Source organism: Pseudanabaena sp. 'Roaring Creek' (assembly GCF_001402795.1).
Classification (GTDB): domain Bacteria; phylum Cyanobacteriota; class Cyanobacteriia; order Pseudanabaenales; family Pseudanabaenaceae; genus Pseudanabaena.
The window spans coordinates 1-24,227 of sequence record NZ_LIRE01000757.1; the positions used below are offsets into that span (position 1 = coordinate 1).

A 24,227-nucleotide genomic window follows, 5' to 3' on the forward strand; every position below is an offset into this window, starting at 1 on the left:
AGCGAAAGCTATAGGTTTCTAAGTAGTTCGGCATAATTAAAAAACAAAACCAGAGAGCATACCGCCCGCTGCGCGGGCGGTATGCTCTTCTCGGTTTTAAGTTTACTTATGCCTAGCTACTTACTTGAGAATTATTTAGAACTTAATTAGAACTTAAAAGGATTATAAATCAGACATGGTGTAAAGCATTTTTCTAGTCGTTCTCTGGTTTTGGCGGAGATTTCCGTAATCCATTGTTTGTGGATCGATTCGGCGATCGACTGCGTACCATAAATCAAAGCTGAGATACCCGCAATTGTGGCGCAAAAATCGATCGCTAAATCCCAAACTTCACCGTTACCATAGCGTTTTACAGATAGGCTACCGCGATCGCAATGTACCCCAAATACGCCATCATTCCAATGGCAATGGGGATCGCTAATGGCAAAGGTAAATGGCTCGCAGGCGATCGGCAAACCATGTAAAGCACCCACGATATCGACCACTCTGACCATCCAAGGGGAAGTTATCGCAGCTTCGAGTCTGCCAGCGTCGCAAAGCCAACTATGAATATTGGTATTTAGCGGCAAGGGTATTTTCACTTGATGAATTTGATCGCGATGGCTAGCAAAGAAATGGAACAGCCGATCGCGGGATGCTAAATCCGTCCAAAATATTGATGAAATCTCGATCTGGCGATCGACGATCGGCAAGTTTTCACCGCTATCAATGGCATAAATTGCCATGGCGACAGGCTGACTATCCCGTCTTATCAATACACAAAGTTTTTGCCGATGTAAGTGCCACCATTGATCGTAGGTAAAATTCGTAATCACAACCCCGTGGCTATGGGGCAAAAGCGCTGGCGATCGCAGGTTTTCGTAGAGGAAGTTAGATAAAATATCCTTAACTTCAGTCGCAGGAAGGCGCTCACAGGTCAAGTGGGCAGAATTAGATGATTTTAAATAATGGGCTAAAGAAGCAATAGGAATCTTGATTTCGTGGGTGGGATTGGCGATCGCATAGCCTAGGGAAGCGTAGAAACTCTCCTTAAACGGAGCCAGCATACTCACGCAAATTCCTTGCATCCGCATATCTAAAAAAGCACTTTTCATCAAAGCTTTGACACAGCCTTGATTGCGATATTCAGGATAGGTCCATACGCCACCGATCCCCCCCATCGCTTTGAGACTACCCCTGATCGACTGTTGAAAACTGAAACATTGCAAAGCAGCGGCAATCTTGCCATCGATTTCTGCGACCAACACCTCTTCTGGATTAATAGCCGTCAAGTGCGATCGGGGGAGATCTTGATTCGTCCAACGAGAGTAGGCATATAAATCCCCCTTGAGAATTTCCAATCGCTCGTTATTATTGATTTTACGGATTTTCATTAAAATTCTATGAAATTAAAAATTAAGAGCGCGAGAATTTTGAAAAACTACTCTCCATTAATACCAATTCACTGAAGTGTTGGCTTACTTCAGTGAATCAAACAACAAACCCAGTAAGGTTTTGAGATTCCCAAAATGGCGTTGCCATTTTGGGAATTGGTATAAAAGGTAAGGATGGTGGAGCCCCGCCCCGTCCATCTTTACCGATTTAGTACTAAATAGCTGGGCATAATTAAAACCCAGAATCAAAACCTGTAGCGTACGCGCATCTTGCGCTACAGGTTTTGGGTTTTTATATTTAATTGCGCCTAGCTACTTACCAAAAATAAAAATTGATTTTGAGGAAAGTCCATTACAGGTAGGCTTTCCTTAAAATCAATTTTCCTAACTAGCAGAGTGGGATGGATGGCAAGTAGGTACAATAGTAAATTATTATTTAAGATAAAGATTTTAAACATCACACATTTAGAGGACTGTTATGGCAGGTACTACTGGAGAACGCCCATTTTCCGACATTATTACTAGCGTTCGTTATTGGCTAATCCATAGCCTTACAATCCCTGCGCTGTTTTTGGCAGGTTGGCTATTTGTAAGCACAGGCTTAGCTTATGACGTATTTGGAACCCCACGCCCCAATGAGTACTACGGTCAAGATCGTCAGACCGCTCCTCTTGTCACCGATCGCTATAATCCCGCTAAAGATATCCAGTTGGGCAAATAACCCTTATTGATTAGTCTTTATTCGTTAGTTTTCCCGCTATTAACTAAAGCTCTAAATTAACGGTAATTCTGTCAAATTCGTCAAATTAACCCGCCCCATCAACGTATTTACTAATTAATAACTATGGCAAGCAACAACAACCAACCCGTTCAATATCCTGTATTCACCTTCCGTTGGCTAGCAGTCCACGGTTTGGGCGTTCCTACCGTATTTTTTATCGGTGCGATCGCAGCAATGCAGTTCATTAGCCGCTAATATTTCTTTTTCCGATATCATCCAGAAACAAACCCCAAAAATAAGACTACTTAACTATGGCTCCTAAAAATCCTAACAGCCAACCTGTAGAGTTGAATCGTACTTCTCTCTTCTTGGGACTATTGCTAATTTTCGTAACTGTTTTACTTTTTTCCAGCTATTTCTTCAACTAATTTCCTGTAGAGCCCGCTTAAAGGAATCTCAAGTTCTTGAATAATCTCTAATTTCTCCATTCAATTTGCAATTCATTTCATAAAAACTATTTTTATCTGGAGGTTTAATTCATGCTTCAAAATGGACGTATTCCACTTTGGTTAGTGGCAACTGTTGCTGGTACTGGCGTACTAGTTGTTGTCGGTCTATTCTTCTATGGTTCTTACGTTGGTCTTGGCTCTGCTAGCTAGATATCAATTAAACAAAGAGGGGGCGTAAAGCGCCCCCTCTTTGTTCTTTTTTATAGCTACAGTCCCTTAACCAAACCCCAAAGAGGAGTGGCGGCGCAAAGCGCCGCCACTCCTCTTTGGGGTTTTAGTACAGTTGACGGCAGCAATAATTGATATAGCTGTCGCCTGTACTAGGACATAAACCCTAAGAATTGACTGGCGGCGCGAAGCGCCGCCAGTCAATTCTTAGGGTTTAATTTGTCCTAAGTCAAGTGACTGTAGCTATAAAATTGCAATCTCAAAAAATTATTTTGTAAATTTAGCCCACCATGTAGTATCATGGTTATTCGGAACGGGATGTAGCGCAGCTTGGTAGCGCGCCTGCTTTGGGAGCAGGATGCCGTAGGTTCGAATCCTATCATCCCGACTTAAAAAGAAAAAAATTTCAAAAGCGCCAAAGCTGGCGCTTTTTTATTTTGTAGCTAAAACTGACAAATCCTGCGATCGCCCAAATTGCTTGCGCCATGCCGTAATACCACCCGTCAGCGTTAATGCTTGATAGCCACGATCACGAAGTTGTTTGTTCGCCTTAATCGATCGCATTCCTGAAGTACAGTACAAAATCACCGTTGGCTTTTCTTGGTGAGTTTTTTCATAAACCTGTAAGATCGCCTTCAGTTGTAGAATCCCAGAACCTGACTCAATATCCGCCAATGGCACTAACTCGCTATTGCCAATCCGATCCTCTTGGTATTCTTCAGGCGATCGCACATCGATCAATATTACAGATTTTAGATTTCCACTGGCTAACTCTGCTACAGAAATTTGAGGCGTACTAAAACTTAGCAGGTAAACGGGCAAGCTCATGTGCTGCTGATAGGCAAGGATGCTCAAGGTTCCCGCGCCTGCTAAGCACACTGCGCCAATTAAAGCTAGAGGAACTAAGTATCTAGGCTGAGATATAAATCCCTTAAAGTTGTCGATCGATTTATGGATCGATATGCGATCTGCTGGAGCCATGAGTTTCCTCTTTAGGTAGAAATGGAGTAAATGGATAAATTAAATGCTTGAAATAATTAGTTTTAATATTCAGTTCAGTTCCATATTGCTTTGGCAAATTTTGATCGGGCATATACCAAGTGCCAAATATATAATCGATGATTGGTAACTGTACTGCCAAATTTTGAGTCTTTAATTGGGGGTAGCGATCGTGATGCCAATGATGAAACTCTGGGGTAGCAATAATCCATTTTAAAATTGGAAATTTAATGCCAATATTCGTATGAATAAAAAAGGCGATCGCGCTGGAAAAAACTGCATAAATTGCCAAAGCTTCAGTCGAAAATCCTAACCAATAAAGAGGAATCATTTGGCAAGATTTTGTTAAAATCTGCTCAAAGGGATGCACACGTACCGTTGCTAACCAATCAATATTCGTCGAGCTATGATGGATGGCGTGAAATCGCCATAACCAAGGCACAGTGTGCAATAGCCGATGAACACAATAAAAACACAAATCGCCAATGAATATTGCGGCAGTTACTTGCAAAACAAGGGGCTGTTGACCGACAAATCGAGATAATATCGGTATTGATCCTTGGCTCATCAATACAAATACAATTAATAATTTTGTTGTGCCATGACCAATAAAATAACCTGAAAAATAATAACAAAGATCGGTAAACCAACCTTCACGTAATAGTTTTTGGTGATGAGCTGCTAATGCTTTTTCAATCGGTACGAATACAAAGCCAAGGATTAGTATTCCTTTGATAACATCAGGTATTTCCATCATTCCAATCACTAATTCAGCGCATGGTTAAGTATTTACAGTCATTTGTTCAATCTCTGGATTGACTTCAGGATATTTAGCGATCGCCTCATTTCCATCTGAAAAATCTTTAGGAAACTTGCAATTTTTAAAAGTTGCACCATACCAATCCACACCTTGCAGGTTTGCATCTAAAAAATCACAATTTTCTAAATTTGCATTTACAAATCGCGCATTTTCTAAATTTGCGCCACGAAAAGAAGTCATTGCCGCCATTTTGACTTTTGTAAAATGGAGATTAAAAGCCTTGGTTGCCATAACAGCAGGCAGAAGTGCAAGTACGGCAAATAAGATTGCATAGTGAATTTCGTGATGTTCGAGCCAGCTATAGCCAGCCGAAATTGCAGACGAAACTCCCACCGCCATCCATACCATCCCCACTGCGATCGCCCCTTTTTGATAGCCCAGATATAGCCCAAAAAGAGAAATCACAAACGCGGCAAACATCACGACTGGGGCGACTAGCGGCAAAGCAGTAGAGTTAATGGTCGCGATCACCATTAAGCCAATTAGCCCCATGTATATATAGAAGATCTTTCTTCGAGATATTGCGGCAGCCGTCGCAAAGGTAAATATCCAAACAAAAGGATTTGTGATCCACCCATAGGGATCTGCGACTTCAGTGCCACACCCAACTACAATAAGTTGCCCAAAAGCCCACGCAACTAATCCAAGGGGAATGCCCAAAATGATATGCAGTGACATTTGCATGATCTGCTTTTGGAAATTCTGCTTATCTCGACTGATCGCTGTTTCTGAGAAATCAGCACCCGCTAGATTTGCTCCCCGAAAATCACAACTTTTCAATCTTGAGCCTGTAAAGTAAGCTCTCTTTTTTTCGCCTTGACGAAATTCATGCTGAAACGATTGATTCTGAAAATTACGATAGCGATAATTTACATAGTCATCAATTACGAAGTCATCAATTACGAAGTCATCAATATTATCCATCGGTCAACCTCTTGGTTAAGTTAGTTTAGCGAGACAGCTAATTTAGCGCTACAGTTCCCTCAGCACAGGTTGGAGTGCCATTTTGGAGAAATGGATTGGGTAGCTTTTGCTGTACACCAGTTTGGGGAGATTCACAAAGAATAGTGACCGTAGTTAGCTCTTTTTCTGCCCTTGGTTGTGATGCTGATGATTGATTTACCTTTTGATTGGAGCCTTGATATGTTTGAGATTTTTCAGGTACCACAAATACTGCTCCGACAAAACTTTTTACCTTGTCATTTTTAGGAACTCCATATTGATAAGTGACAAGATCAAAACTTTGTATCTCAAATTTAAAGTTAACAGTTTCTTCTTGTATTCCCAGTTCTAAAACAGGAATCGATCGCCCAAAGGATTGTTTTTCAGTCCAAAATGCCTGTTGCGCTCTATTCATACTACCTACATAAGTTCTGCCCTCAGAACTCTTAGCCTTATTTCCACAACCAGTAAAAGAGGGTAATACCAAAGCAATTAGCCCAAAACCCATCGAGCCATAAATGATCGAACGCAAGAGCCATCGCCTAGCTTTTTTTGGCTTAGGGGGGATGACTGTATCTTGTGGCAGATCCGCGATCAAATCACGATCAAGTTCTGGCTGGTTAAGTTCAACTTGTCTAGTCATGGCTATTACCTGTGGCTGCAAATTGCTGTTTCAATAATATTGCACTGCTTTTCAAGATAAAGATGCGATCGCGATCGCCTATTTTGAGGAGAATCATTACAAATCTTTTGCTAATGTCTAATCTAAAACCTGCGGCGCACGAGGCTCGTGCGCCGCAGGTTTTAGAGTTTTATATTTAATCAAGTCCACTTATTTATTAAGTTCATATAACTGTCGCCAAGTGTACTAGGACATAAAACCCAATAATTAATTGGCGGTGCGAAGCGCCGCCAATTAATTATTGGGTTTTGATTTGTCCTAATTCAAGTAACTGTGGCTATAAGTACAAATACTTAGGCTATTAATATAAAGCTAAAGATCAATCTTGTCTCCTTAAAGCATTTTGAGAATGACTGGATTTAGTGCTGCTATATTGTTAATTAAATATACTAATTTACTAATTCCTACTCCTTTAGAGGTAGGCAATAGACTCCTTAACACTTTTTTAAGGTTTGTTGTCGAATGTATATACCTTATAAATACGACTCAAAAGTTTACTCAGTAAAGCTTTGAATGTTTTAAGTATTTTGCAATAAGGCAAACGTAAAGATGTGTTAAGCTGATTTGAAATCCATATAAATACTCGTAGTTAAAGCAGGATTTAAGATTATGACCATTGCAATGGGCAGGTCGCAAGAAGTCGAAAGAGGATGGTTTGACATCATCGACGACTGGCTAAAGCGCGACAGATTTGTATTTATTGGTTGGAGTGGCTTATTGCTGTTCCCCACCGCATTTTTATCTATTGGTGGCTGGTTTACAGGTATCACCTTTGTATCTTCTTGGTATACCCACGGTCTAGCTTCTAGCTTCCTCGAAGGATGCAACATTTTGACCGTAGCGGTATCTTCTCCAGCATTGAGCGTTGGTCACTCCCTGCTCTTGCTCTGGGGACCTGAAGCACAGGGCGATTTCACCCGCTGGTGTCAAATTGGCGGTTTGTGGACATTCCTAGCACTTCACGGCGCATTTGCATTGATTGGCTTCATGCTTCGTCAATTTGAAATTGCACGTCTAGTCGGTATCCGTCCTTATAATGCGATCGCTTTCTCAGGTCCTATCGCCGTATTCGTATCCGTATTCTTGATGTACCCCTTGGGTCAATCTGGTTGGTTCTTCGGTCCTACCTTTGGCGTAGCTGGTATTTTCCGCTTCATCCTATTCCTTCAAGGTTTTCACAACTGGACTCTAAACCCCTTCCACATGATGGGCGTTGCAGGTATCCTCGGTGGTGCATTGCTCTGTGCAATCCACGGTGCAACCGTTGAAAACACCTTGTTTGAAGATGGTGACGGTTCAAGCTCTAACACCTTCAAGGCTTTCAACCCCACCCAAGCTGAAGAAACCTACTCCATGGTTACCGCTAATCGCTTCTGGAGCCAAATTTTCGGTATTGCTTTCTCCAACAAGCGTTGGTTGCACTTCTTTATGCTATTCGTACCCGTAACTGGACTATGGTTCAGCAGCGTCGGTATCGTCGGTCTAGCATTGAACCTGCGTGCTTATGACTTTGTATCTCAAGAAGTCCGCGCCGCAGAAGATCCTGAATTTGAAACCTTCTACACCAAGAACCTACTCTTGAACGAAGGTATTCGCGCATGGATGGCTCCTCAAGACCAACCTGCTGAAAGATTCATCTTCCCTGAAGAAGTATTGCCTCGCGGTAACGCATTGTAAACTTCTTAACTCAAAAGATTTTGTACATTTCCTGAATCTGTACAAAATCTTTTAGAAACAACTTAGCTATCGGATATCAACGCAGTTGGGCTAGTTTTTAGATTATGATGATTCTCATCAAACCTCTAGACGTTAGCAGCTACAAAGCTGATTTCTGATAGCTAAAAAATTATTTGCACCATTCGCTTTTTTTCACTTTAACCCTATAAAAAGTTTTCTGGAGATAATCTCTCGTGACGACGACCATTAACTTAAACTCGCTAGGAGTGGGCGGGCGTACACAAGATACATCAGGTTTTGCTTGGTGGTCTGGCAACGCACGACTCATTAACCTTTCTGGCAAACTGCTGGGCGCTCACGTAGCTCACGCTGGTTTGATTGTATTCTGGGCTGGCGCAATGACCTTGTTTGAGGTCGCCCACTTTGTTCCTGAAAAGCCAATGTACGAGCAAGGCTTTATCCTTCTACCTCACCTTGCGACTCAAGGCTGGGGCGTTGGCGCTGGCGGCGAAGTAGTTGATGTTTTCCCCTACTTTGTAGTTGGTGTTTTACACCTTATCTCTTCCGCTGTGCTTGGTTTCGGTGGTATCTACCATGCGCTACGCGGCCCTGAAGTTTTAGAAAACTATTCTTCCTTCTTTGGTTACGACTGGAAAGACAAAAACCAAATGACCAATATTATCGGGTATCACCTGATCCTATTGGGCTGCGGTGCTTTATTGCTCGTATTCAAAGCGATGTTTTTTGGTGGACTATACGACACATGGGCTCCTGGTGGTGGCGATGTTCGTGTCATTACCAACCCAACGATCAACCCTGTGGTTATCTTCGGCTATTTGCTTAATTCGCCCTTTGGTGGAGAAGGAAATATCGTTGGCGTTAACAACCTTGAAGACGTAGTTGGCGGACATATTTGGATCGGCTTGATTTGCATCAGTGGCGGTATCTGGCATATTCTCACTAAGCCTTTCGGATGGGCAAGACGTGCGCTGGTTTGGTCTGGTGAAGCATATCTTTCTTACAGCCTTGGTGCATTGAGCTTGATGGCATTTATTGCTACTTGCTTCGTGTGGTTTAACAATACTGTTTATCCTAGTGAGTTCTTCGGTCCTACTGGCGCTGAAGCTTCTCAGTCTCAAGCCTTCACCTATCTCGTCCGCGACCAAAAGTTGGGTGCAAATATTGCAACTTCTCAAGGTCCTACGGGTCTAGGTAAGTACCTGATGCGCTCTCCTTCGGGCGAAATCATCTTTGGTGGTGAAACCATGCGTTTCTGGGATTTCCGTGGTCCTTGGTTGGAGCCATTGCGTGGTCCTAATGGTCTCGATATTGACAAACTTAAGAATGACGTTCAGCCTTGGCAAGTGCGTCGTGCTGCTGAGTACATGACTCACGCTCCTTTGGGTTCTTTGAACTCAGTAGGTGGTGTTATCACTGAAATTAATGCAGTAAACTTCGTTTCTCCTCGTTCTTGGTTGTCGACTTCCCACTTCGTTTTATCCTTTATGTTCTTAGTTGGTCACCTATGGCACGCTGGTCGCGCTCGCGCTGCTGTTGCTGGCTTTGAAAAGGGGATTGACCGTGAGACTGAAGCAGTTCTTTCGATGCCCGAACTTGACAAATAAAATTAATGGATATGTGAAATATCTATTGACATAAAAAACAAAGGCGATGATATTCATCGCCTTTGTTTTTTTGATTTTGGGATAATTACTAGTTACTACCAGTAAATATGACATCAGGGAATTTACCTTGAGCCTCTGTCATGGGGCGATTTTTGCCTTCTTGCTGCCAGTAATTAATTACTTCAGTTGCCTTATTTAAAATCTCGATCCGATCTTGATCGGCGATCCAAGGCTTACTTTCCATTTCTGATTTAAGTTGATCCCAAGCATCATCACGGGGCCAGAAGAAATACTTGGTGAGAGGGCTGAAACCTTTGCCAACGACTTGATCGACGGCAAGGGCTACATTATTCTCTAACCATAAGATTTTTAGAATAAACTGTGACAATGCTACCTACCTCCAAGAAAATTTAAATTACATATTAAAGTAGCGATCTTGCACTATAACATGATTGAAACATCTAAAGTTGATTTAAAACTATCAAATAAAAGTATTTTTGTGTTTGATATTGATGGCGTAATACGCGATGTCTCTGGCTCGTATCGTCGAGCTTTAGCGGATACAGTCGAGCATTTTGTTAAAACTTTGACAAATTCAGACTATCGTCCTACCCCTGAAGAAATCGATGATTTAAAGGCTGAGGGGCTTTGGAATAATGACTGGGAAGCTTCACAGGAAATGATCGCGAGATATTTGCATCGCTTAGGTAAGGAAATCCCGATCGCCTATGAAGAGATCGTGAGCTTTTTTCAGAGTCGTTATCGGGGTCTGAATTCTGATTGGTCTGATGGTTATATTGCCACAGAACCTCTGATTGCGACTTCTGCATATTTTCAAGAGTTAACGATCGCAGGGATTAGCTGGGGCTTTTTTAGTGGCGCAACGCGGGCTTCAGCGAGTTATGTATTGCAACGCTTGGCAATCGACCTACCCATATTGATCGCGATGGAAGATGCTGCGGGTAAGCCCGACCCAACGGGGCTGTTATTAGCCACGAAGCAAATTGAACAAAAGCAAGGAGGGGTTGCCAATACTATTGTTTATGCGGGGGACACCGTTGCAGATATGCTGACGGTAGTGAAGGCGAGGGACTTTGATCCCAGTTATCGATATGTTGCGGTTGGGGTAATTCCTCCCCATGTCAGCCCCGATTTACGCGATCGCTATGCCTCTTTACTCAAGGAAAATGGAGCCGATCTAGTTTTAAATAGCGTTTTAGAACTCACGCCCCAGCTTAATCTATTGCAAAGTTCTGCAAGTTAAATTAGCGATAACATAGATTTGGCTTTACAAGCTATTACCTTGTTAAGAAAAAAATTTATGTCAGAGTCCCAACAATATTATTTCGTGGCTGCTAGCCGTAAGTATTTGTGTGAAGACGAGGGGAAACCTTTGGGTGAAACACTATCGGAACGTCGGCGCAATTTTGAAGCCCGCAATAAGGAAATTAACTTTTGGTTGATCGAGCAGCCTGCTTTTTTAGAAGCCCCTGAGATGGCAGGTATTAAAAAGCAAATTCCTCAGCCTGCGGCGGCGATCGTTACCACCGATCCAAATACAATGCGCTGGCTGAAATTGAGACTTGAGTTTGTGGTGACTGGAGAATTTTCCGCGCCGAGTGCTTCGATCCCACAACCGTTAGCATCTTTAGCGATCGCCTAAGTAGCTCCCTAAAACCTGCGGCGAACGCTGCGCGTTCGCCGCAGGTTTTAGATCTGGATTTTAATCTGAGGTACTTAATGAATGCCTTTTCCTTTGGGTTAATGTGCTAAGGTGTGACCTTGAACTTACCGAAATCAAGTTGTTGATCGAGTTGCCGATCGCAAATAATATTGTGTTTAGATCTTTTCGCACTAATCCTCTCTTGGGAGCGCATCCTCAACATGGGTATGCAAGTTTGGGCTTTAAAGATATTTCTGTAAATGCTCAAAAATATGGCGATCGCAATTTATACACTTCATCCCTCAAAGCATCTCCGAGCAAAGAAAAAGATCTAGAAAACAATCTAAAAAGCAATCTAGAAAATAACGCCCATGGCGATTTAATTCAGAGTTTTTCTGTCCAAAAAGCAGGCAATACCCCTACTGAATGTGAAGACATTTGGCATTTTGCGAAATGTAACGCCAGAATATCGATCGCGTTATCTGATGGGGCAACTGAGTCTTCCTTTGCGAGGGAATGGGCAAAAGAATTGGTTACAGCTTTTGTAGATCGTCGTTGCCCTTGGCAGGAAATTTATGGCTGTGCGGCTAATTGGCTATTGCCATTGCAAACAAATTGGCAGCAATGGCTAGCCCGTCAGAATTTATCTTGGTTTGCTAAACGCAAGGCAGGAGCGGGAGCCTTTGCGACCTTTTTAAGCTTAGAAGTTTTTACTAACTTGAGTTGGAAATCCCTTGCCGTGGGTGACTCCTGTTTATTTATCGTACGCGATCGCCTTTTGTATAAAAGTTTCCCGCTGCAAAATAGTCAAGAATTTAGTAATTGTCCCAAATTAATTGGTACTCACGGACAAGCGGCAAATATCCCTATATCCCAAATACAGGGAGAGGCAAAAATTGGCGATCGCTTTTATCTGACCACCGATGCGATCGCTTGCTGGATTTTGAAGCAAATCGAAGCAAATCAAGATCCTTGGGTAAAATTAGAGGAGATCGATTCGCAAGCCTCCTTTGCCGAATGGGTAAATGAATTGCGCGATCGGCGTGCCATCGCCAATGACGATACCACCTTGCTATGTGTGCAAATTCAGGAAACTTCAGCCGCTCCTATGCCTCAAAATTGTGAGTCATGACAATTCAAACTTGGCCGTTAAATATTGACTTTACGATCGCGGTGCAAAATCCCCATCTTTGTTTTGCCGATCCCGAACTCAAGCAGGCCAGCACTACGAAAAATTCGCGGGGAAGAGTATTGCTCTGGTCGGGAAACTTCGCCACAGTTTATAAGCTTACAAAAGGTAATCGGGCTTGGGCAGTGCGTTGCTTTACAAGGATTCCGCAATCGGACGTACAGCAACGTTACAGGTTGATCGGTGACTATCTCAGCCAGCACCCAATCCCTTACTTAGTTGCCTTTGAATTTCTCACTCAAGGCATTCTGGTGAAAGGCGAATGGTATCCAATCCTGAAAATGGATTGGGTCGATGGCTCGGAGCTAGATCGCTACATCGGTGAATATATTGACGATTCCCAAGTACTCCTGCGCCTAGAGCGTCAATTAAAACAATTACAAAAGGATCTGCAACAAGTGGGCATCGCCCATGGAGATTTGCAGCATGGCAATATTATGGTGGATGCTCGGGGGGAACTCAAACTAGTGGACTATGACGGCATGTACGTTCCTGCCTTGCGAGGCACTCCCCCCCTTGAGGTGGGTCATCCTAATTATCAGCCGCCAACGCGATCGCTCCATGACTTCGGCGATCGCCTTGATGAATTTTCCTTTGAGGTAATTTCACTATCTCTTCGCGCCCTAGCCAGTCAGCCCAATCTTTGGGAAACCTTCCATGAAGATAACAAAAATTTAATTTTTAGGCAAAATGACTTTCAGGAACCTGAATTATCACCAGTTTTTCAATCGATCGCCAATATTCCCGATGATGAAACTCGCGAGCTATGCGATCGCCTCATCCGTCGATGTCGCAGCGAGGATCGCGACAAAGAACGCAGCAGTAAAGATAAAGACCGCAGTAAAGATCGGCAAGATTACCAATCAACAAGCCATATAAAAAAGCCCCAATCTCGCAGGTTTTTATGGGTAGGTTTGGCTTTGCTAGCGATGACAGGTTTGGGACTGTGGTTCATCAAAAAAAGTCCATCCCCACCAATTGCGATAACTACACCTAGCAATGCCCCCTTAAGTTCCCTTAAACCCACCAGTTCCCCCACAATCAGCAATTCCCCAACGCCCAGCAATTCCCCAACGCCCAGCAATTCCCCAACGACTCCCAGTTCCCCAACGCCGATCGCTTCACCTAGCACCAAATTAACCCCTATTACTGCTGCAACATTACAAGCGAAATATGCTGAAGGTCAGCGAGATTTCCACTCTATTCAGTTGATCGGCGGACAGAGCGATCGCTTACAAGGTCAAGACTTTAGCAATATTAATCTCAGTGGCTCAGTCCTCGAACGGGTCGATCTTCGCCAAGTTATTCTGAAAAACGCAAATTTAAACGGCGTAAAGATCGTTAAGGTCGATCTACGAGGCGGGGATTTAAGTAACGCCAGTGCCATTGATGCCGACCTGTCTTTTTCCAACTTCACTGAAGCGAATTTGTCTCAGGCAAATTTGTTGCGGGTCAATTTATTTCAGGCTAAGTTAGGCTCGGCTAATTTGCAAAAAGCGGAACTGATGAAAACTAACTTGGGCGAAGCCGATCTCAATTCGGCTAACCTCAAAGGGGCTAATTTGGTATTAACAAACCTCCGCAAAGCCAATCTCGTTAAGGCAAATCTTAGCGACAGCAATTTAAGTGCGGCTAACCTGAATGATGCAATTTTAGAAGGCGCTGACCTATCTGCTGCTGACTTGCGATCGGCTGAGCTAAATTTAACCAATCTCTCCAACGCCAATCTCAGCTCTGCCAATCTAACGGCAGCAAAATTAGTTTTGATCGAGTTTGCGGGCGCAAATCTCAACAGTGCAAATTTTCGCAATGCGATCGTCGAAAACATTGGCAGTATTGAATCTGCGGATTTCACCAATGCAGTTAACCTCGATCCGATCGTCCGCAAATATTTTTGCTCCTTAGCCTCTGGCAATGTAGCCGACAGTGGTAATTCCACCAAATCAACGCTTAATTGCTTGCCTTCCCTTTGAAATTTGCCAGCAATTTTTTGCAGAAAAGACGACAGAGATTTAAATAATAATGGTCAGCGCTTCGCGCCGCCCATCATTAATAGTAATACCAATTCCCAAAAGTGTAGCTACACTTTTGGGAATTGAAAAACAAATCCAGTAAGGGTTTTAAAATCACAAAATGGCTACGCCATTTTGTGATTTGGTATGACTATAGCTATATACAGACAAAAAAACGAAAACAGTTTAATATTCATATGCTTGAAAGGTCTAGTTTATGAGAAATTATATAATTCTGTTTTTAGTCTCTCTCGTCCTATCAATTATCTTAACGGGGCAAAACCATCTTCAAGACATTGCCAATCCTGAAATCTCAATAATAAAAACCGTTCCAGTCCAAGCAGAGACAAAAACTACCAGTTGTTCTTCAATTCCGACAGAAACTGAAAACACTCCATCTTTTGAAGGCAAAACATTTGTACAGAAAATTGCAAGTTCGGGAAATATTATAGCTGAATATTCTTATCTGGAAAGTAATTTCTTAGAATCAAAAACATCAAATTTTCAAACAATAAATCAACAAAAGTTTAAAATTTATCGTAACAATGAACTTGTATTCACAAAGAAAATTTTATCTGACAATTCTAATAATAACCTTAAAAATACCTACAATAGCAAATATCTTAGTGAATATAAAAACAATTTATCATTTTTTTTACACAAATATTATGATGTTACTGATATTGATAATGACGGTGAATTGGAGGTTGTTGTGTCCGACGGCAAATCTCTTCTAATCTATAAATACAATCAAAAATACAATTGCTATCAGGGAAAGATAGATCATAGTTTCTTTTCCTCATTATTTTTACATTCATTAGAGAAGGCAAATTATCAATTTAAGCAAACTTCAAGTTTAGATAATATAAAAGCAGTAACTTCATTTAGATCTGTTTATTTGTTTAACAGCCCCATTAGTAATATTAACTTACAGATTTTTAAGGATGACAGACTAATTACGGATACGGCAATAGATAATGACCGTCTTCAATTTCGCATTTCACTTACTTTAAAAATACTAGCTTTAGAGAAAGAAAGCTTACCTGAAGTCATATTTCAATCATTTACGAGAGGAAATAAGTGTTGCTCAATATATTTAATTTATTACTACGATCCTAATAGTGGGAAATTCATTTCTAATGAATCAGAATGGTTTTTTGTTGACAGACCTTACTTGAAAGATCTCGACAATGATGAAAATATTGAGTTTGTCAGCTGGGATAAACGATTTGCTGGATCGGTTAAACCTTTGCAGATCTTCCACTTTCACAATGGAGAGTTTGTTGACGTAACGAGGCTATTCCAAACAGAAATTAGAAAGGACATGGAAGGAATCTGGGAAATTGTTGATACTACACATGATCCTTATTCCTTGAAAAGCGCACTATCCGCTTATTTGGCGGATAAGTATATGTTGGGTGAAGGTAATGAAGGTTGGGAGCAGGTTGAAAAAACTTACCAAGAAAGCGATCGCGAAGAATTTTTTGCTTCTTTGGAAAAGAGTCTTTACATGAGGGGCTACATACATTAATCGCATGGCGATCGCACCAACCGTGATCGCATCCCGACAAGTTTAGGAATCTAAAATAAAAACAATATCTTAAGTAACACGCTAGGCTGAGAAAATTATTAAGGTCTATACGTGAACTCACATAAAGAGTAAAATCGAAATGACTGACAAAAAACGTCAGAATTGACACTTAAATTTTAACTCTTAGCAATTTACTGCTAGTCTAAAAAGCGCTAAAAGAGTATCACCGTAATGATCGAAGAAGAAAACCAACTAAATTCTGATGACCTCATTGATGAAGATGATGAGGTTCTTGAGTCACGGCTGCAACAACTGGCAACCGAAGAGTTAAATCAAGACTCAAGTCCCGAAGTATCTCAAACAGAAGTTAGTCCTGCTTCTGCGGCAGCTAGCGAAACAAAGTCTGAAGCAAGCAAAGCAAATGCGGCGGCAGCAGCCACGCTAGAAAAAATTAATAACTTAATTGCCGAATCAACATCTCTAAGAGAGCAACTAGATGATCGCAAGCAACAGTACTTGCGTCTATATGCTGACTTCGAGAATTTTCGTAAGCGCACAGAGCGCGATAAAGAAGAGCAAGAAGGCACGATTACAGGTAAAATCCTCAAGAAAATCTTGCCCGTAGTCGATGATTTTGAGAGGGCACAGTTGCAGATTTCGCCTAAAACTGACGGTGAAGCCTCAATTCATAAAAGTTACCAGTCGGTATATAAGCAATTGCTTAAGTGCCTCAAGGAAACTGGTGTGGCAAGAATGGAATGTATCGGACAAGATTTCGATCCCAATTTCCACGAAGCTATCATGCAGGAGCCATCCCCTGACTACGAAGAGGGATTAATTACTGAAGAGTTACGTCCTGGATATTTAGTCAGCGACGATCGCGTTTTGCGTCATGCTCTTGTCAAAGTTTCTTCGGGCAAAATTGGCGGTGATGGCAATCCAGCATCCGCAGATAACGCTGCCGAAAATGCATCTAGTGAAGCTAACTAGATTAAATATTTCAAGATGCGATCGCCATTGCATCTTGAAAGGCATTCTTAGGGTACATTATTCAGAAATTCATTAAGCTAGACTTTTAAAAAAGCTTTGTAACGGAACTGACGATTATGTCGAAAGTAATTGGGATCGACCTTGGTACGACAAACAGTTGTGTTTCGGTTTTAGAGGGTGGTAAACCCGTTGTCATCTCCAGTGCTGAAGGTGGACGCACCACACCGAGTATTGTTGCCTTTGTCAAAGATAGCAACGAGCGCATTGTAGGACAGGTAGCGAAGCGACAATCTGTTACCAACTCCGTAAATACGGTCTATAGTATTAAGCGTTTCATTGGGCGCGGCTGGGGCGAGACCGAAGAGGAGCGTCGGCGGGTTCCCTATAGGGCAGTCAAAGGTAAAGATGAAACTGTCGATGTCCAAATTGGCGAAAAGACCTATACCCCTCAAGAAATTTCGGCAATGATCCTGCAAAAGTTAAAGCAGGATGCCGAAAACTATCTGGGCGAAGAAGTGACTCAGGCGGTCATTACGGTTCCTGCATACTTCACCGATACTCAGCGTCAGGCAACAAAAGATGCTGGGGCAATTTCGGGGATGGAAGTATTGCGGATTGTCAATGAGCCTACCGCCGCCGCCCTTGCCTATGGTTTAGATAAACAAGATCAAGATCAAATTGTTTTAGTATTTGACCTTGGTGGCGGTACGTTTGATGTGTCCGTACTGCAACTGGGCGATGGTATTTTTGAAGTCAAAGCAACTTCTGGTAATAATCACCTTGGGGGTGATGACTTTGACGCAGCGATCGTTGATTGGCTATTGGCTGATTTCAAACAAAAAGAAGGGATTGATTTAGCTGCCGATAAGACCGCCTTACAGCGACTCAAGGAAGCCGCCGAAAAAGCCAAGATCGAACTTTCTAGCGCCCCTTCCACCTTAATCAGCTTGCCATTTATTGCCGCTGATGCTAGCGGTCCCAAGACAATTGAGCTAGATTTCACCCGCTCTAAGTTTGATGAAATTACCGCGCCTCTTGTCAAAGCCACCCTCGAACCTACTGCCCAAGCTTTGAAAGATGCAGGGCTATTGCCTAAGGAAATCAACCGCATTATTTTGGTTGGTGGTTCCACCCGCATTCCTTCAGTACAGGAAGCCATATCGAAATTTTTCGATGGTAAAAAGCCAGACCAATCCGTTAATCCCGATGAAGCCGTAGCGATCGGTGCCGCCGTTCAAGCTGGCATTCTCGGTGGCGAAGTCAAGGATTTACTGTTATTAGATGTAATTCCTCTGTCAATCGGATTGGAAACACAAGGTGGCGTATTTACCAAGAACCTAGAACGCAATACCACAATCCCTACAAGTAAGTCTCAGATTTTCTCTACAGCCGTTGACAACCAATCAGCGGTAGAAATCCACGTCCTTCAGGGCGAACGAGCCATGGCAAAAGACAATAAAAGCCTTGGTAAATTTGAGTTAGAAGGTATTCGTCCTGCGCCAAGGGGAATTCCTCAGATTGAAGTTTCCTTTGATATCGATGCTAATGGCATCCTTAAGGTATCTGCCCGCGATATTGATACTGGGGTCGAGCAGAGTATCAGTATCACTAACACTGGTGGCTTAAGCCCTAGTGAAATTGAGAGAATGCGGATGGAGGCTGAAGTCTATTCCGAAGAAGATGAGGCTCGTCGCGAGCTTGCCAATATGCGCAACCAATCTTCTAACCTCATTCGTACTGTCGAAGAAATTCTTAGAGACAATGGTCCTACCGTAATCAGTCAAAGTATGCGTGAAACTCCACTCAAAAATGTGGAAACCCTCAAAAATCTCTACGAATCTGAAGATGCTACCTACGAGGATCTTCAAATTGCCATTAAACCTTTACAGCAATCATTGTTTGAATTAACTCAAGCCGTTGAAAAATACTCTCAAGTCGAGCGGGTTAAGCAAAAGCCTAGCAATAGCGACACCTTAGAATAAAGCAGAAGGGAGATGTTCGGCATCCCCTCTGTTTTACTGAGAGCGCAAAGCACTGTATGATGACAGAGTTATCCTCGTATTTTTAGCTACAGTTGTTATTGCTATTAACGACTGTAAGCTTGTTCTGTAAACCGTGAGCCGCTATGTCACTGTTTGATTGGTTTGCCGAAACGCGTTCGCGCGCAAGTGAAGCATATCGCCGCAAAAGTCCTAATCTCAATCAAGACTCTCAAGAACGCGAAATTCCTGACGGGTTGTGGCACAAATGTTCTAGTTGTGGTGCTTTGACCTACGTTAAGGACTTAAAGACCAATTTGATGGTTTGTCCCGAATGCGGTCATCACAATCAAGTTAATGCCTACGAGCGCATAGCTCAGTTGATCGATGCGGGGACATGGCAAGAGATGGATGCGGATTTAACTTCCTGCGATCCGCTAGGATTTAAAGATCGTAAGCCCTATATCGATCGCATTAAAGAATATCGCCAAAAAACTGGCTTAAGTGATGGGGTGATCACTGGCACTGGCAAGATCGATGGTTGTGACGCAGCCCTTGCGGTGATGGATTTCCGCTTTATGGGCGGCAGTATGGGTTCGGTTGTTGGCGAAAAGATCACTCGTATGCTGGAAACTGCGACAGCAAAGCGTTATCCTGCTTTGATCTTTTGCGCTTCTGGTGGGGCGCGAATGCAAGAAGGGATTTTGAGCTTAATGCAAATGGCAAAGACTTCGGCGGCTCTTGAACGTCATCGTCAGGCAAATTTGCTGTATATTCCCATTTTGACTAATCCCACAACGGGCGGCGTAACTGCAAGTTTTGCAATGCTTGGGGATTTGATTTTAGCTGAGCCAAAAGCTTTGATCGGTTTTACGGGACGACGGGTCATCGAGCAAACCCTTAAGCAAAAAATTCCTGAAGGTTTTCAGTCATCCGAATATTTGCTCGATCATGGGTTTGTGGATGCGGTTGTTCCTAGAACTAAGCTCAAGCAAAGTCTTGCCATGATTTTAAAAATGCACCAACCACAAACAGATATTGATAGCGATCGCCATCTTAATGGTGCTGTTAAGTCTGGATTTGATATTGTGTCCGAGACAAGCTTAGCCTCGGAGGTTTAGCCCTATCAATTAACTTCACAAACCCAAGAAGTACGGACGGATTTAAAATTGGGTGGAGCAGGACAAGAGAACGAGTAACTGCACCAAGTGAGCCTCTGAGGCGCATTTTGATCGATTTCAAGATTTATGGCAAGGCGTGGAGCGTCGATCGCTAAGTTAATTGCATTTTCTGGTTCACAAACTCCCCACTCGATCAAATTATTGACTGCCTTGATTAAGGGCAACGTCGTACCTGAAAGCGTGCCATCGGGTAATCTCGCTGTACCGTTTTGAATCGTAATTTGGCGATCGTCCCAAGGATAAGTGCCATCGGGCAAACCAAGGGGCGCAAGGGCATCACTGACCAGAAAAATTTGTTTTTTCATCCGATAGAGCAGTTGGATCATTTCGGGCGAAACATGAACTCCATCGGCGATTAATCCGCACCAAACCCGATCGCTTAATATTGCTGCGCCCAATAGCCCCACATCACGATGATGCAAACTGGGCATCGCATTAAAGGCATGGGTGACCATCGTTGCCCCTTGGTCGATCGCTATTCTTGTTTGTTCAGCATTTGCCGTAGAGTGACCAAGACTAACGATGATTTGGCGATCGCGTAAATATTGAATCGTTTCCCCCGATGGATCGAGTTCGGGCGCGAGGGTAACTAATTTAATAATGTCAGCGTAATCACCTAACACCTGCCGTAATGTATCGAGATTAAGCGGTAATAGATGCTGTTGGGGATGTGCACCCCGCTTATCGGGATGTAGAAAAGGTCCTTCGAGATGAACTCCTAAAATTTTGGCTTCGTGAGGATCGGGATTTTGCTTTTGATGGGCGATCGCTTCGGCTAGGAAAAATAGCGATCGATGTATTTGTTCGATGGATGTAGTAACAAGGGTAGGCAAAAATCCATCTAGTCCCTGTTGATATAAAAATTGACAAATGTCTGATAACTTAGCAGCGCGATCGCGATTTAGATCGTTAAAAGGAATTCCTAATGCTCCATTAATTTGAAGGTCAATTGCGCCTTGGGTAGAACAGATAATTTTACGTAAACCTGTCATGATTTCTCGCGATCGCTAATTATTTTCATCGAACTAAGAGAGTGCGCCCCTTCGGGACGCACTCTCTTAGAATTACTATAGGCTGAGCTATGATGATCGTAAATATCACTCCAACCTACCTAATTCTAAGCTTATGACAGTTCAATTGCTGACGCAAAACCAGAATAAGTTGGCGAATAAGTTCCTATTGACAACCCATCAATATCATCTCATGCACGAAGTTGGTGTTTTCCAAGAGGGCGATCGCATTGAGCTAATTAACGGAGAAATTACAACCATGTCCCCAATTGGCAGAAAACACGCTACCTGTGTTGCTCGACTGAATGCAATATTTACTAATCGTCTTTTTGGCAAGGCTATCATCTGGCCGCAAAACTCAATTCGTCTAAATGATAACTCTGAGCCACAGCCAGATATTGCCATCTTGAAATTTCGTGATGATTTTTATGAAGAGGGATTACCAACGCCAGAGGATATTTTGTTAATTATCGAGGTTGCTGATAGTTCCATTGATTACGATCGCGAAGTAAAAGCTCCTCTATACTCGGCGGCAGGGATTCCTGAAATGTGGTTGTTTGATGTGAATAAAAAAGCGATCGAAGGATATTCGCAACCATCGGCAAATGGATATAAGTTAATTAGGCGTTACGATGAGAATGATATTCTATCAATTCTTGCTTTTCCCGATGTAACATTCAATTGGAATGAATTGGCGAAGTGATAAATAGGGCTTGCTGAAAAAGAGACTAAAGTATGAGCCAATTTCGTCACGACGCAGTCTAATCCAAAGCGGCGCTTAGCCTGCCCAAACTCACCTTCAAGTTGAGATGGAGTAAGTGGTGGTCGATGAGTTTAAAGCAACGTAACCAATCGTTATACTAGCAGCAGCTTTGTTGATATCATGTATTTAGAATATAAAGTCAAATTCATTCTAAATAACAAACAAAATATTGCTTTTTCCTATGAGATGATCTTAAGCAAGCAAACTTAGAACTGAATGATCGGGACTGAGCTGATAAATTTGAAAGAGCAAGGAAGTTGAATGAACCTATTCAAGAAACAGTCATTAACTGGTAAAAATATTTTGATTACTGGCGCGACCGGAATGCTTGGACGTGCCTTTAGCGAAGCCCTTAGCACTGAACCAGTGAAGGAAGTTTTTGCATTTTCTCATGCGGAATTAGACGTTACTGATCGTGCAAATGTCTTACGGCTTGAGCGAATACAGCCAGATGTGATTATCCACTGCGCTGCCGATGTGAATGCCGAGCGCTGCGAAATTGAGCCCGAACGTTGTCGTGCCATACAGGTTGATGGAACTGCGAATATTATAGAATTAGCTGTTCAAACAGGTGCTCAAATTTTTTACCCACAATCTTTTTTAATTTTTGACGGTCAAGAGTTGCCAATTACAGAAAAAACAAATCCACAGCCACTTTCTGTTTACGGTCAATGTAAGCTTGAAGCAGAGAAATTAATTTTACAAAATTTGCCACAAGCATTGATTGTGCGTATGGCAGGTTTTTTTGGTGGTGAAGAAAATGATAAAAATTTCGTCGGTTTGTTGACGCGAAAAATAGCACAATTATTATCAGAGGGAGTAAGTACTTACCAAGTTGGTGATCGAATCTGGCAGCCAACTTGGACTTTAGATCTTGCGCGAAATTCTATTTTGCTTTTGAATGAGAATAAATCTGGATTATATTCTATGTCCTCTCAAGGTGAGGCTTCGTTTTATGATGTCGCCGTTGCATGTGTAGAAGACCTAGGCTTAACGAACCTTATTCGGATTGAAAAAGTATCTGCGCATAGGGTTGCGCGAAACGAGAAGGCACGTCGACCAGATAGAGCGATTCTTGAAAATAAACGAATGATCGAAGAAAGCTTAGATCGACAACGTCCATGGAGAATTGCCCTATCTGAATATTTGGCTCGCCCCTATTTTAAAACTTTATTTGAAAGGTACAGATGAACAAAAAACTTATTTCGCCAGCCAATTTCGTGGGATTAGGAAGTGTCCAAAGTCGTGTCGTGATGTCAGCAATGACCAGAAATGGGGCTCTAAACCATTTGGCTACCCCGCAGATTGCAGAATATTATCGTAAGCGCGCTGCGGGAGGAGTTGGACTTATTTTAACCGAAGGCGTGATTATTGATCAATCAGGTGATGGTTATAATAATGTTCCATATATTGCAAATGACGAACAGGCGGCGAGTTGGACACCTGTAGTGCAAGCTGTGCAAGCGGCTGGGGGAAAGATTTTTTGTCAACTTTGGCATTGTGGACGAATTTCTCATACTGATTTTACTGGTGGGCAACCTCCAGTTTCTTCGACCTCAAGGGCAGCAGCAGGAATAAATCGCCAAAACAATAAAACATTTGGGATACCAAGAGCTTTAACTGTCGAGGAAATGCCAAAAATTTATAAAATGTATCGCGAAGCAGCTCGAAGAGCAATAGCGGCTGGTTTTGATGGGGTTCAAATCCATATGGGTCACGGATATTTAGCCGATCAATTTTTTGATAGTCGGGTAAATGACCGCACAGATATTTATGGAGGAAGTATTGAGAATCGCTGCCGCTTTGGTGTTGAATTATTAAGGGAAGTTCTTGCTGAAGTTGGAGCCGAAAAAACAATGGTTAGAATAAGCCCTTCACGTGAAATGAATGGTCTTTATAACTGGATCAATATGGAATCGATGCTTGAGTATCTCATTCTGACCTTTGCAAAATCGGGTTTAAATATGCTGGATATATCATGTGCCAATGCTGACTATTATAAAACATCGGCAAGAGTGATCGATATTGTACGACCACTTTGGCAGGGAATTATTATCGGAGGGGCATCACTGTCTCCTGAGCAGGCTGAGGAAGAACTTTCTTCGGGTCGTCTTGATATGGTGACATGGGGACGTGCACTTATTGCAAATCCAGATCTCGTGATCAAGATCAAGGAACATCAGCCCTTGATTAACTTTGATCGAGCGATGCTTTCTGAGTTAATTTAAAGGAACCAATTTGTGAACCAACCATTATTAAGCATTAATATTCCTACTTATAGCTATCGCCAAATATACTAGGATATAAACCCCAAGAATTGACTGGCGGCGCGAAGCGCCGCCAGTCAATTCTTGGGGTTTGATTTGTCCTAAGTCAAGTGACTGTAGCTATAT

General features: G+C 42.5%; 24 protein-coding genes and 1 tRNA gene. 18 read left to right on the forward strand and 7 right to left on the reverse strand.

Annotation, left to right across the window (positions count from 1 at the left end):
* Window positions 1-146: 146 nt before the first annotated feature.
* Entirely contained in the window at window positions 147-1,373 is a 1,227-nt protein-coding gene (gene eis, locus AC805_RS23180) for an enhanced intracellular survival protein Eis (RefSeq protein WP_055077600.1), read from the reverse strand.
* A 478-nt stretch (window positions 1,374-1,851) separates the two neighbouring features.
* On the opposite strand from eis, the gene psbE reads away from it, so the two are divergent.
* The 5 genes from psbE (at window position 1,852) to AC805_RS23190 (ending at window position 3,159) form a co-directional block, all read left to right on the forward strand.
* Window positions 1,852-2,094: a cytochrome b559 subunit alpha gene (psbE, locus tag AC805_RS23185; protein ID WP_009625495.1), complete on the forward strand. Its 243-nt coding sequence runs from the start codon at window positions 1,852-1,854 to the stop codon at window positions 2,092-2,094.
* Between the two features lie 123 nt (window positions 2,095-2,217).
* Window positions 2,218-2,349, forward strand: a complete 132-nt coding sequence (gene psbF / locus AC805_RS25055; RefSeq protein WP_173400647.1) for a cytochrome b559 subunit beta — start codon at window positions 2,218-2,220, stop codon at window positions 2,347-2,349.
* A gap of 56 nt (window positions 2,350-2,405) precedes the next feature.
* The gene (locus AC805_RS25060) at window positions 2,406-2,522 is read left to right on the forward strand and encodes a photosystem II reaction center protein L (protein WP_071590099.1); all 117 of its coding nucleotides are present in this window, start codon (window positions 2,406-2,408) and stop codon (window positions 2,520-2,522) included.
* 111 nt (window positions 2,523-2,633) lie between these two features.
* A complete protein-coding gene (locus tag AC805_RS25065; protein WP_009625496.1) occupies window positions 2,634-2,753 on the forward strand; it encodes a photosystem II reaction center protein J in 120 nt (39 codons plus the stop codon).
* Between the two features lie 332 nt (window positions 2,754-3,085).
* A tRNA-Pro gene (locus AC805_RS23190) sits at window positions 3,086-3,159 on the forward strand.
* 44 nt (window positions 3,160-3,203) lie between these two features.
* Here AC805_RS23190 and AC805_RS23195 read toward each other — a convergent pair.
* Genes AC805_RS23195 through AC805_RS23210 form a run of 4 tightly spaced genes read right to left on the reverse strand, consistent with a single transcriptional unit; the run spans window position 3,204 to window position 6,175 of the window.
* Complete coding sequence (locus AC805_RS23195; protein WP_055077601.1) at window positions 3,204-3,752, reverse strand: rhodanese-like domain-containing protein; 549 nt, start codon at window positions 3,750-3,752, stop codon at window positions 3,204-3,206.
* A complete protein-coding gene (locus tag AC805_RS23200; protein ID WP_231664276.1) occupies window positions 3,721-4,527 on the reverse strand; it encodes a sterol desaturase family protein in 807 nt (268 codons plus the stop codon). Before AC805_RS23200 ends, AC805_RS23195 begins: the two co-directional genes overlap by 32 nt.
* Window positions 4,528-4,551: 24 nt before the next feature.
* Window positions 4,552-5,514, reverse strand: coding sequence for a pentapeptide repeat-containing protein (locus AC805_RS23205; protein WP_055077603.1), 963 nt, complete (start codon window positions 5,512-5,514; stop codon window positions 4,552-4,554).
* Between the two features lie 37 nt (window positions 5,515-5,551).
* Window positions 5,552-6,175, reverse strand: a complete 624-nt coding sequence (locus AC805_RS23210; protein WP_055077604.1) for a type IV pilin-like G/H family protein — start codon at window positions 6,173-6,175, stop codon at window positions 5,552-5,554.
* 648 nt (window positions 6,176-6,823) lie between these two features.
* Here AC805_RS23210 and psbD point away from each other — a divergent pair.
* Together psbD and psbC are read left to right on the forward strand one after the other, a co-directional pair.
* A complete protein-coding gene (gene psbD, locus AC805_RS23215; protein ID WP_055077605.1) occupies window positions 6,824-7,891 on the forward strand; it encodes a photosystem II D2 protein (photosystem q(a) protein) in 1,068 nt (355 codons plus the stop codon).
* A 233-nt stretch (window positions 7,892-8,124) separates the two neighbouring features.
* The gene (gene psbC / locus AC805_RS23220; RefSeq protein ID WP_055077606.1) at window positions 8,125-9,516 is read left to right on the forward strand and encodes a photosystem II reaction center protein CP43; all 1,392 of its coding nucleotides are present in this window, start codon (window positions 8,125-8,127) and stop codon (window positions 9,514-9,516) included.
* Window positions 9,517-9,604: 88 nt separating this feature from the next.
* On the opposite strand, the gene AC805_RS23225 is transcribed toward psbC, so the two are convergent.
* On the reverse strand, window positions 9,605-9,904 hold the full coding sequence (locus AC805_RS23225) for a 30S ribosomal protein PSRP-3 (RefSeq protein ID WP_009627931.1): 300 nt from the start codon (window positions 9,902-9,904) through the stop codon (window positions 9,605-9,607).
* Between the two features lie 60 nt (window positions 9,905-9,964).
* Here AC805_RS23225 and AC805_RS23230 point away from each other — a divergent pair, with 60 nt between their 5' ends.
* The 8 genes from AC805_RS23230 (at window position 9,965) to accD (ending at window position 20,001) form a co-directional block, all read left to right on the forward strand.
* The gene (locus AC805_RS23230) at window positions 9,965-10,780 is read left to right on the forward strand and encodes a TIGR01548 family HAD-type hydrolase (RefSeq protein WP_055077607.1); all 816 of its coding nucleotides are present in this window, start codon (window positions 9,965-9,967) and stop codon (window positions 10,778-10,780) included.
* A gap of 57 nt (window positions 10,781-10,837) precedes the next feature.
* The gene (locus AC805_RS23235; protein ID WP_055077608.1) at window positions 10,838-11,179 is read left to right on the forward strand and encodes an MgPME-cyclase complex family protein; all 342 of its coding nucleotides are present in this window, start codon (window positions 10,838-10,840) and stop codon (window positions 11,177-11,179) included.
* Between the two features lie 103 nt (window positions 11,180-11,282).
* Window positions 11,283-12,311, forward strand: a complete 1,029-nt coding sequence (locus AC805_RS23240) for a hypothetical protein (protein ID WP_156341547.1) — start codon at window positions 11,283-11,285, stop codon at window positions 12,309-12,311.
* Window positions 12,308-14,341 carry a pentapeptide repeat-containing protein gene (locus AC805_RS23245; RefSeq protein WP_055077610.1) on the forward strand — a complete coding sequence of 678 codons (2,034 nt, stop codon included), beginning with the start codon at window positions 12,308-12,310 and terminating at the stop codon, window positions 14,339-14,341. Before AC805_RS23240 ends, AC805_RS23245 begins: the two co-directional genes overlap by 4 nt.
* A 256-nt stretch (window positions 14,342-14,597) precedes the next feature.
* Window positions 14,598-15,911, forward strand: coding sequence for a hypothetical protein (locus AC805_RS23250; RefSeq protein ID WP_055077611.1), 1,314 nt, complete (start codon window positions 14,598-14,600; stop codon window positions 15,909-15,911).
* 231 nt (window positions 15,912-16,142) lie between these two features.
* Entirely contained in the window at window positions 16,143-16,901 is a 759-nt protein-coding gene (gene grpE, locus AC805_RS23255; protein WP_055077612.1) for a nucleotide exchange factor GrpE, read from the forward strand.
* 116 nt (window positions 16,902-17,017) lie between these two features.
* Complete coding sequence (gene dnaK / locus AC805_RS23260) at window positions 17,018-18,883, forward strand: molecular chaperone DnaK (RefSeq protein WP_055077613.1); 1,866 nt, start codon at window positions 17,018-17,020, stop codon at window positions 18,881-18,883.
* Between the two features lie 143 nt (window positions 18,884-19,026).
* The gene (gene accD, locus AC805_RS23265) at window positions 19,027-20,001 is read left to right on the forward strand and encodes an acetyl-CoA carboxylase, carboxyltransferase subunit beta (protein ID WP_055077614.1); all 975 of its coding nucleotides are present in this window, start codon (window positions 19,027-19,029) and stop codon (window positions 19,999-20,001) included.
* 5 nt (window positions 20,002-20,006) lie between these two features.
* On the opposite strand, the gene nagA is transcribed toward accD, so the two are convergent.
* Complete coding sequence (gene nagA / locus AC805_RS23270) at window positions 20,007-21,053, reverse strand: N-acetylglucosamine-6-phosphate deacetylase (protein ID WP_055077615.1); 1,047 nt, start codon at window positions 21,051-21,053, stop codon at window positions 20,007-20,009.
* Between the two features lie 133 nt (window positions 21,054-21,186).
* Between nagA and AC805_RS23275 the strand changes: the two genes are divergently transcribed.
* The 3 genes from AC805_RS23275 to AC805_RS23285 all read left to right on the forward strand — a co-directional run bounded on the left by AC805_RS23275 (window position 21,187) and on the right by AC805_RS23285 (window position 24,062).
* Window positions 21,187-21,774, forward strand: coding sequence for a Uma2 family endonuclease (locus AC805_RS23275; protein ID WP_055077616.1), 588 nt, complete (start codon window positions 21,187-21,189; stop codon window positions 21,772-21,774).
* Between the two features lie 321 nt (window positions 21,775-22,095).
* On the forward strand, window positions 22,096-23,025 hold the full coding sequence (locus AC805_RS23280; protein WP_055077617.1) for an NAD(P)-dependent oxidoreductase: 930 nt from the start codon (window positions 22,096-22,098) through the stop codon (window positions 23,023-23,025).
* The gene (locus AC805_RS23285) at window positions 23,022-24,062 is read left to right on the forward strand and encodes a hypothetical protein (protein WP_055077618.1); all 1,041 of its coding nucleotides are present in this window, start codon (window positions 23,022-23,024) and stop codon (window positions 24,060-24,062) included. Before AC805_RS23280 ends, AC805_RS23285 begins: the two co-directional genes overlap by 4 nt.
* Window positions 24,063-24,227 lie beyond the last annotated feature (165 nt).

Bases quoted from the DNA above. Each gene is read 5' to 3' on its own strand.
- eis (WP_055077600.1), bottom strand. From the start codon at position 1,373: ATGAAAATCCGTAAAATCAATAATAACGAGCGATTGGAAATTCTCAAG.
- psbE (WP_009625495.1), top strand. From the start codon at position 1,852: ATGGCAGGTACTACTGGAGAACGCCCATTTTCCGACATTATTACTAGC.
- psbF (WP_173400647.1), top strand. From the start codon at position 2,218: ATGGCAAGCAACAACAACCAACCCGTTCAATATCCTGTATTCACCTTC.
- AC805_RS25060 (WP_071590099.1), top strand. From the start codon at position 2,406: ATGGCTCCTAAAAATCCTAACAGCCAACCTGTAGAGTTGAATCGTACT.
- AC805_RS25065 (WP_009625496.1), top strand. From the start codon at position 2,634: ATGCTTCAAAATGGACGTATTCCACTTTGGTTAGTGGCAACTGTTGCT.
- AC805_RS23195 (WP_055077601.1), bottom strand. From the start codon at position 3,752: ATGGCTCCAGCAGATCGCATATCGATCCATAAATCGATCGACAACTTT.
- AC805_RS23200 (WP_231664276.1), bottom strand. From the start codon at position 4,527: ATGATGGAAATACCTGATGTTATCAAAGGAATACTAATCCTTGGCTTT.
- AC805_RS23205 (WP_055077603.1), bottom strand. From the start codon at position 5,514: ATGGATAATATTGATGACTTCGTAATTGATGACTTCGTAATTGATGAC.
- AC805_RS23210 (WP_055077604.1), bottom strand. From the start codon at position 6,175: ATGACTAGACAAGTTGAACTTAACCAGCCAGAACTTGATCGTGATTTG.
- psbD (WP_055077605.1), top strand. From the start codon at position 6,824: ATGACCATTGCAATGGGCAGGTCGCAAGAAGTCGAAAGAGGATGGTTT.
- AC805_RS23230 (WP_055077607.1), top strand. From the start codon at position 9,965: ATGATTGAAACATCTAAAGTTGATTTAAAACTATCAAATAAAAGTATT.
- AC805_RS23235 (WP_055077608.1), top strand. From the start codon at position 10,838: ATGTCAGAGTCCCAACAATATTATTTCGTGGCTGCTAGCCGTAAGTAT.
- AC805_RS23245 (WP_055077610.1), top strand. From the start codon at position 12,308: ATGACAATTCAAACTTGGCCGTTAAATATTGACTTTACGATCGCGGTG.
- AC805_RS23250 (WP_055077611.1), top strand. From the start codon at position 14,598: ATGAGAAATTATATAATTCTGTTTTTAGTCTCTCTCGTCCTATCAATT.
- grpE (WP_055077612.1), top strand. From the start codon at position 16,143: ATGATCGAAGAAGAAAACCAACTAAATTCTGATGACCTCATTGATGAA.
- dnaK (WP_055077613.1), top strand. From the start codon at position 17,018: ATGTCGAAAGTAATTGGGATCGACCTTGGTACGACAAACAGTTGTGTT.
- accD (WP_055077614.1), top strand. From the start codon at position 19,027: ATGTCACTGTTTGATTGGTTTGCCGAAACGCGTTCGCGCGCAAGTGAA.
- nagA (WP_055077615.1), bottom strand. From the start codon at position 21,053: ATGACAGGTTTACGTAAAATTATCTGTTCTACCCAAGGCGCAATTGAC.
- AC805_RS23275 (WP_055077616.1), top strand. From the start codon at position 21,187: ATGACAGTTCAATTGCTGACGCAAAACCAGAATAAGTTGGCGAATAAG.
- AC805_RS23280 (WP_055077617.1), top strand. From the start codon at position 22,096: ATGAACCTATTCAAGAAACAGTCATTAACTGGTAAAAATATTTTGATT.
- AC805_RS23285 (WP_055077618.1), top strand. From the start codon at position 23,022: ATGAACAAAAAACTTATTTCGCCAGCCAATTTCGTGGGATTAGGAAGT.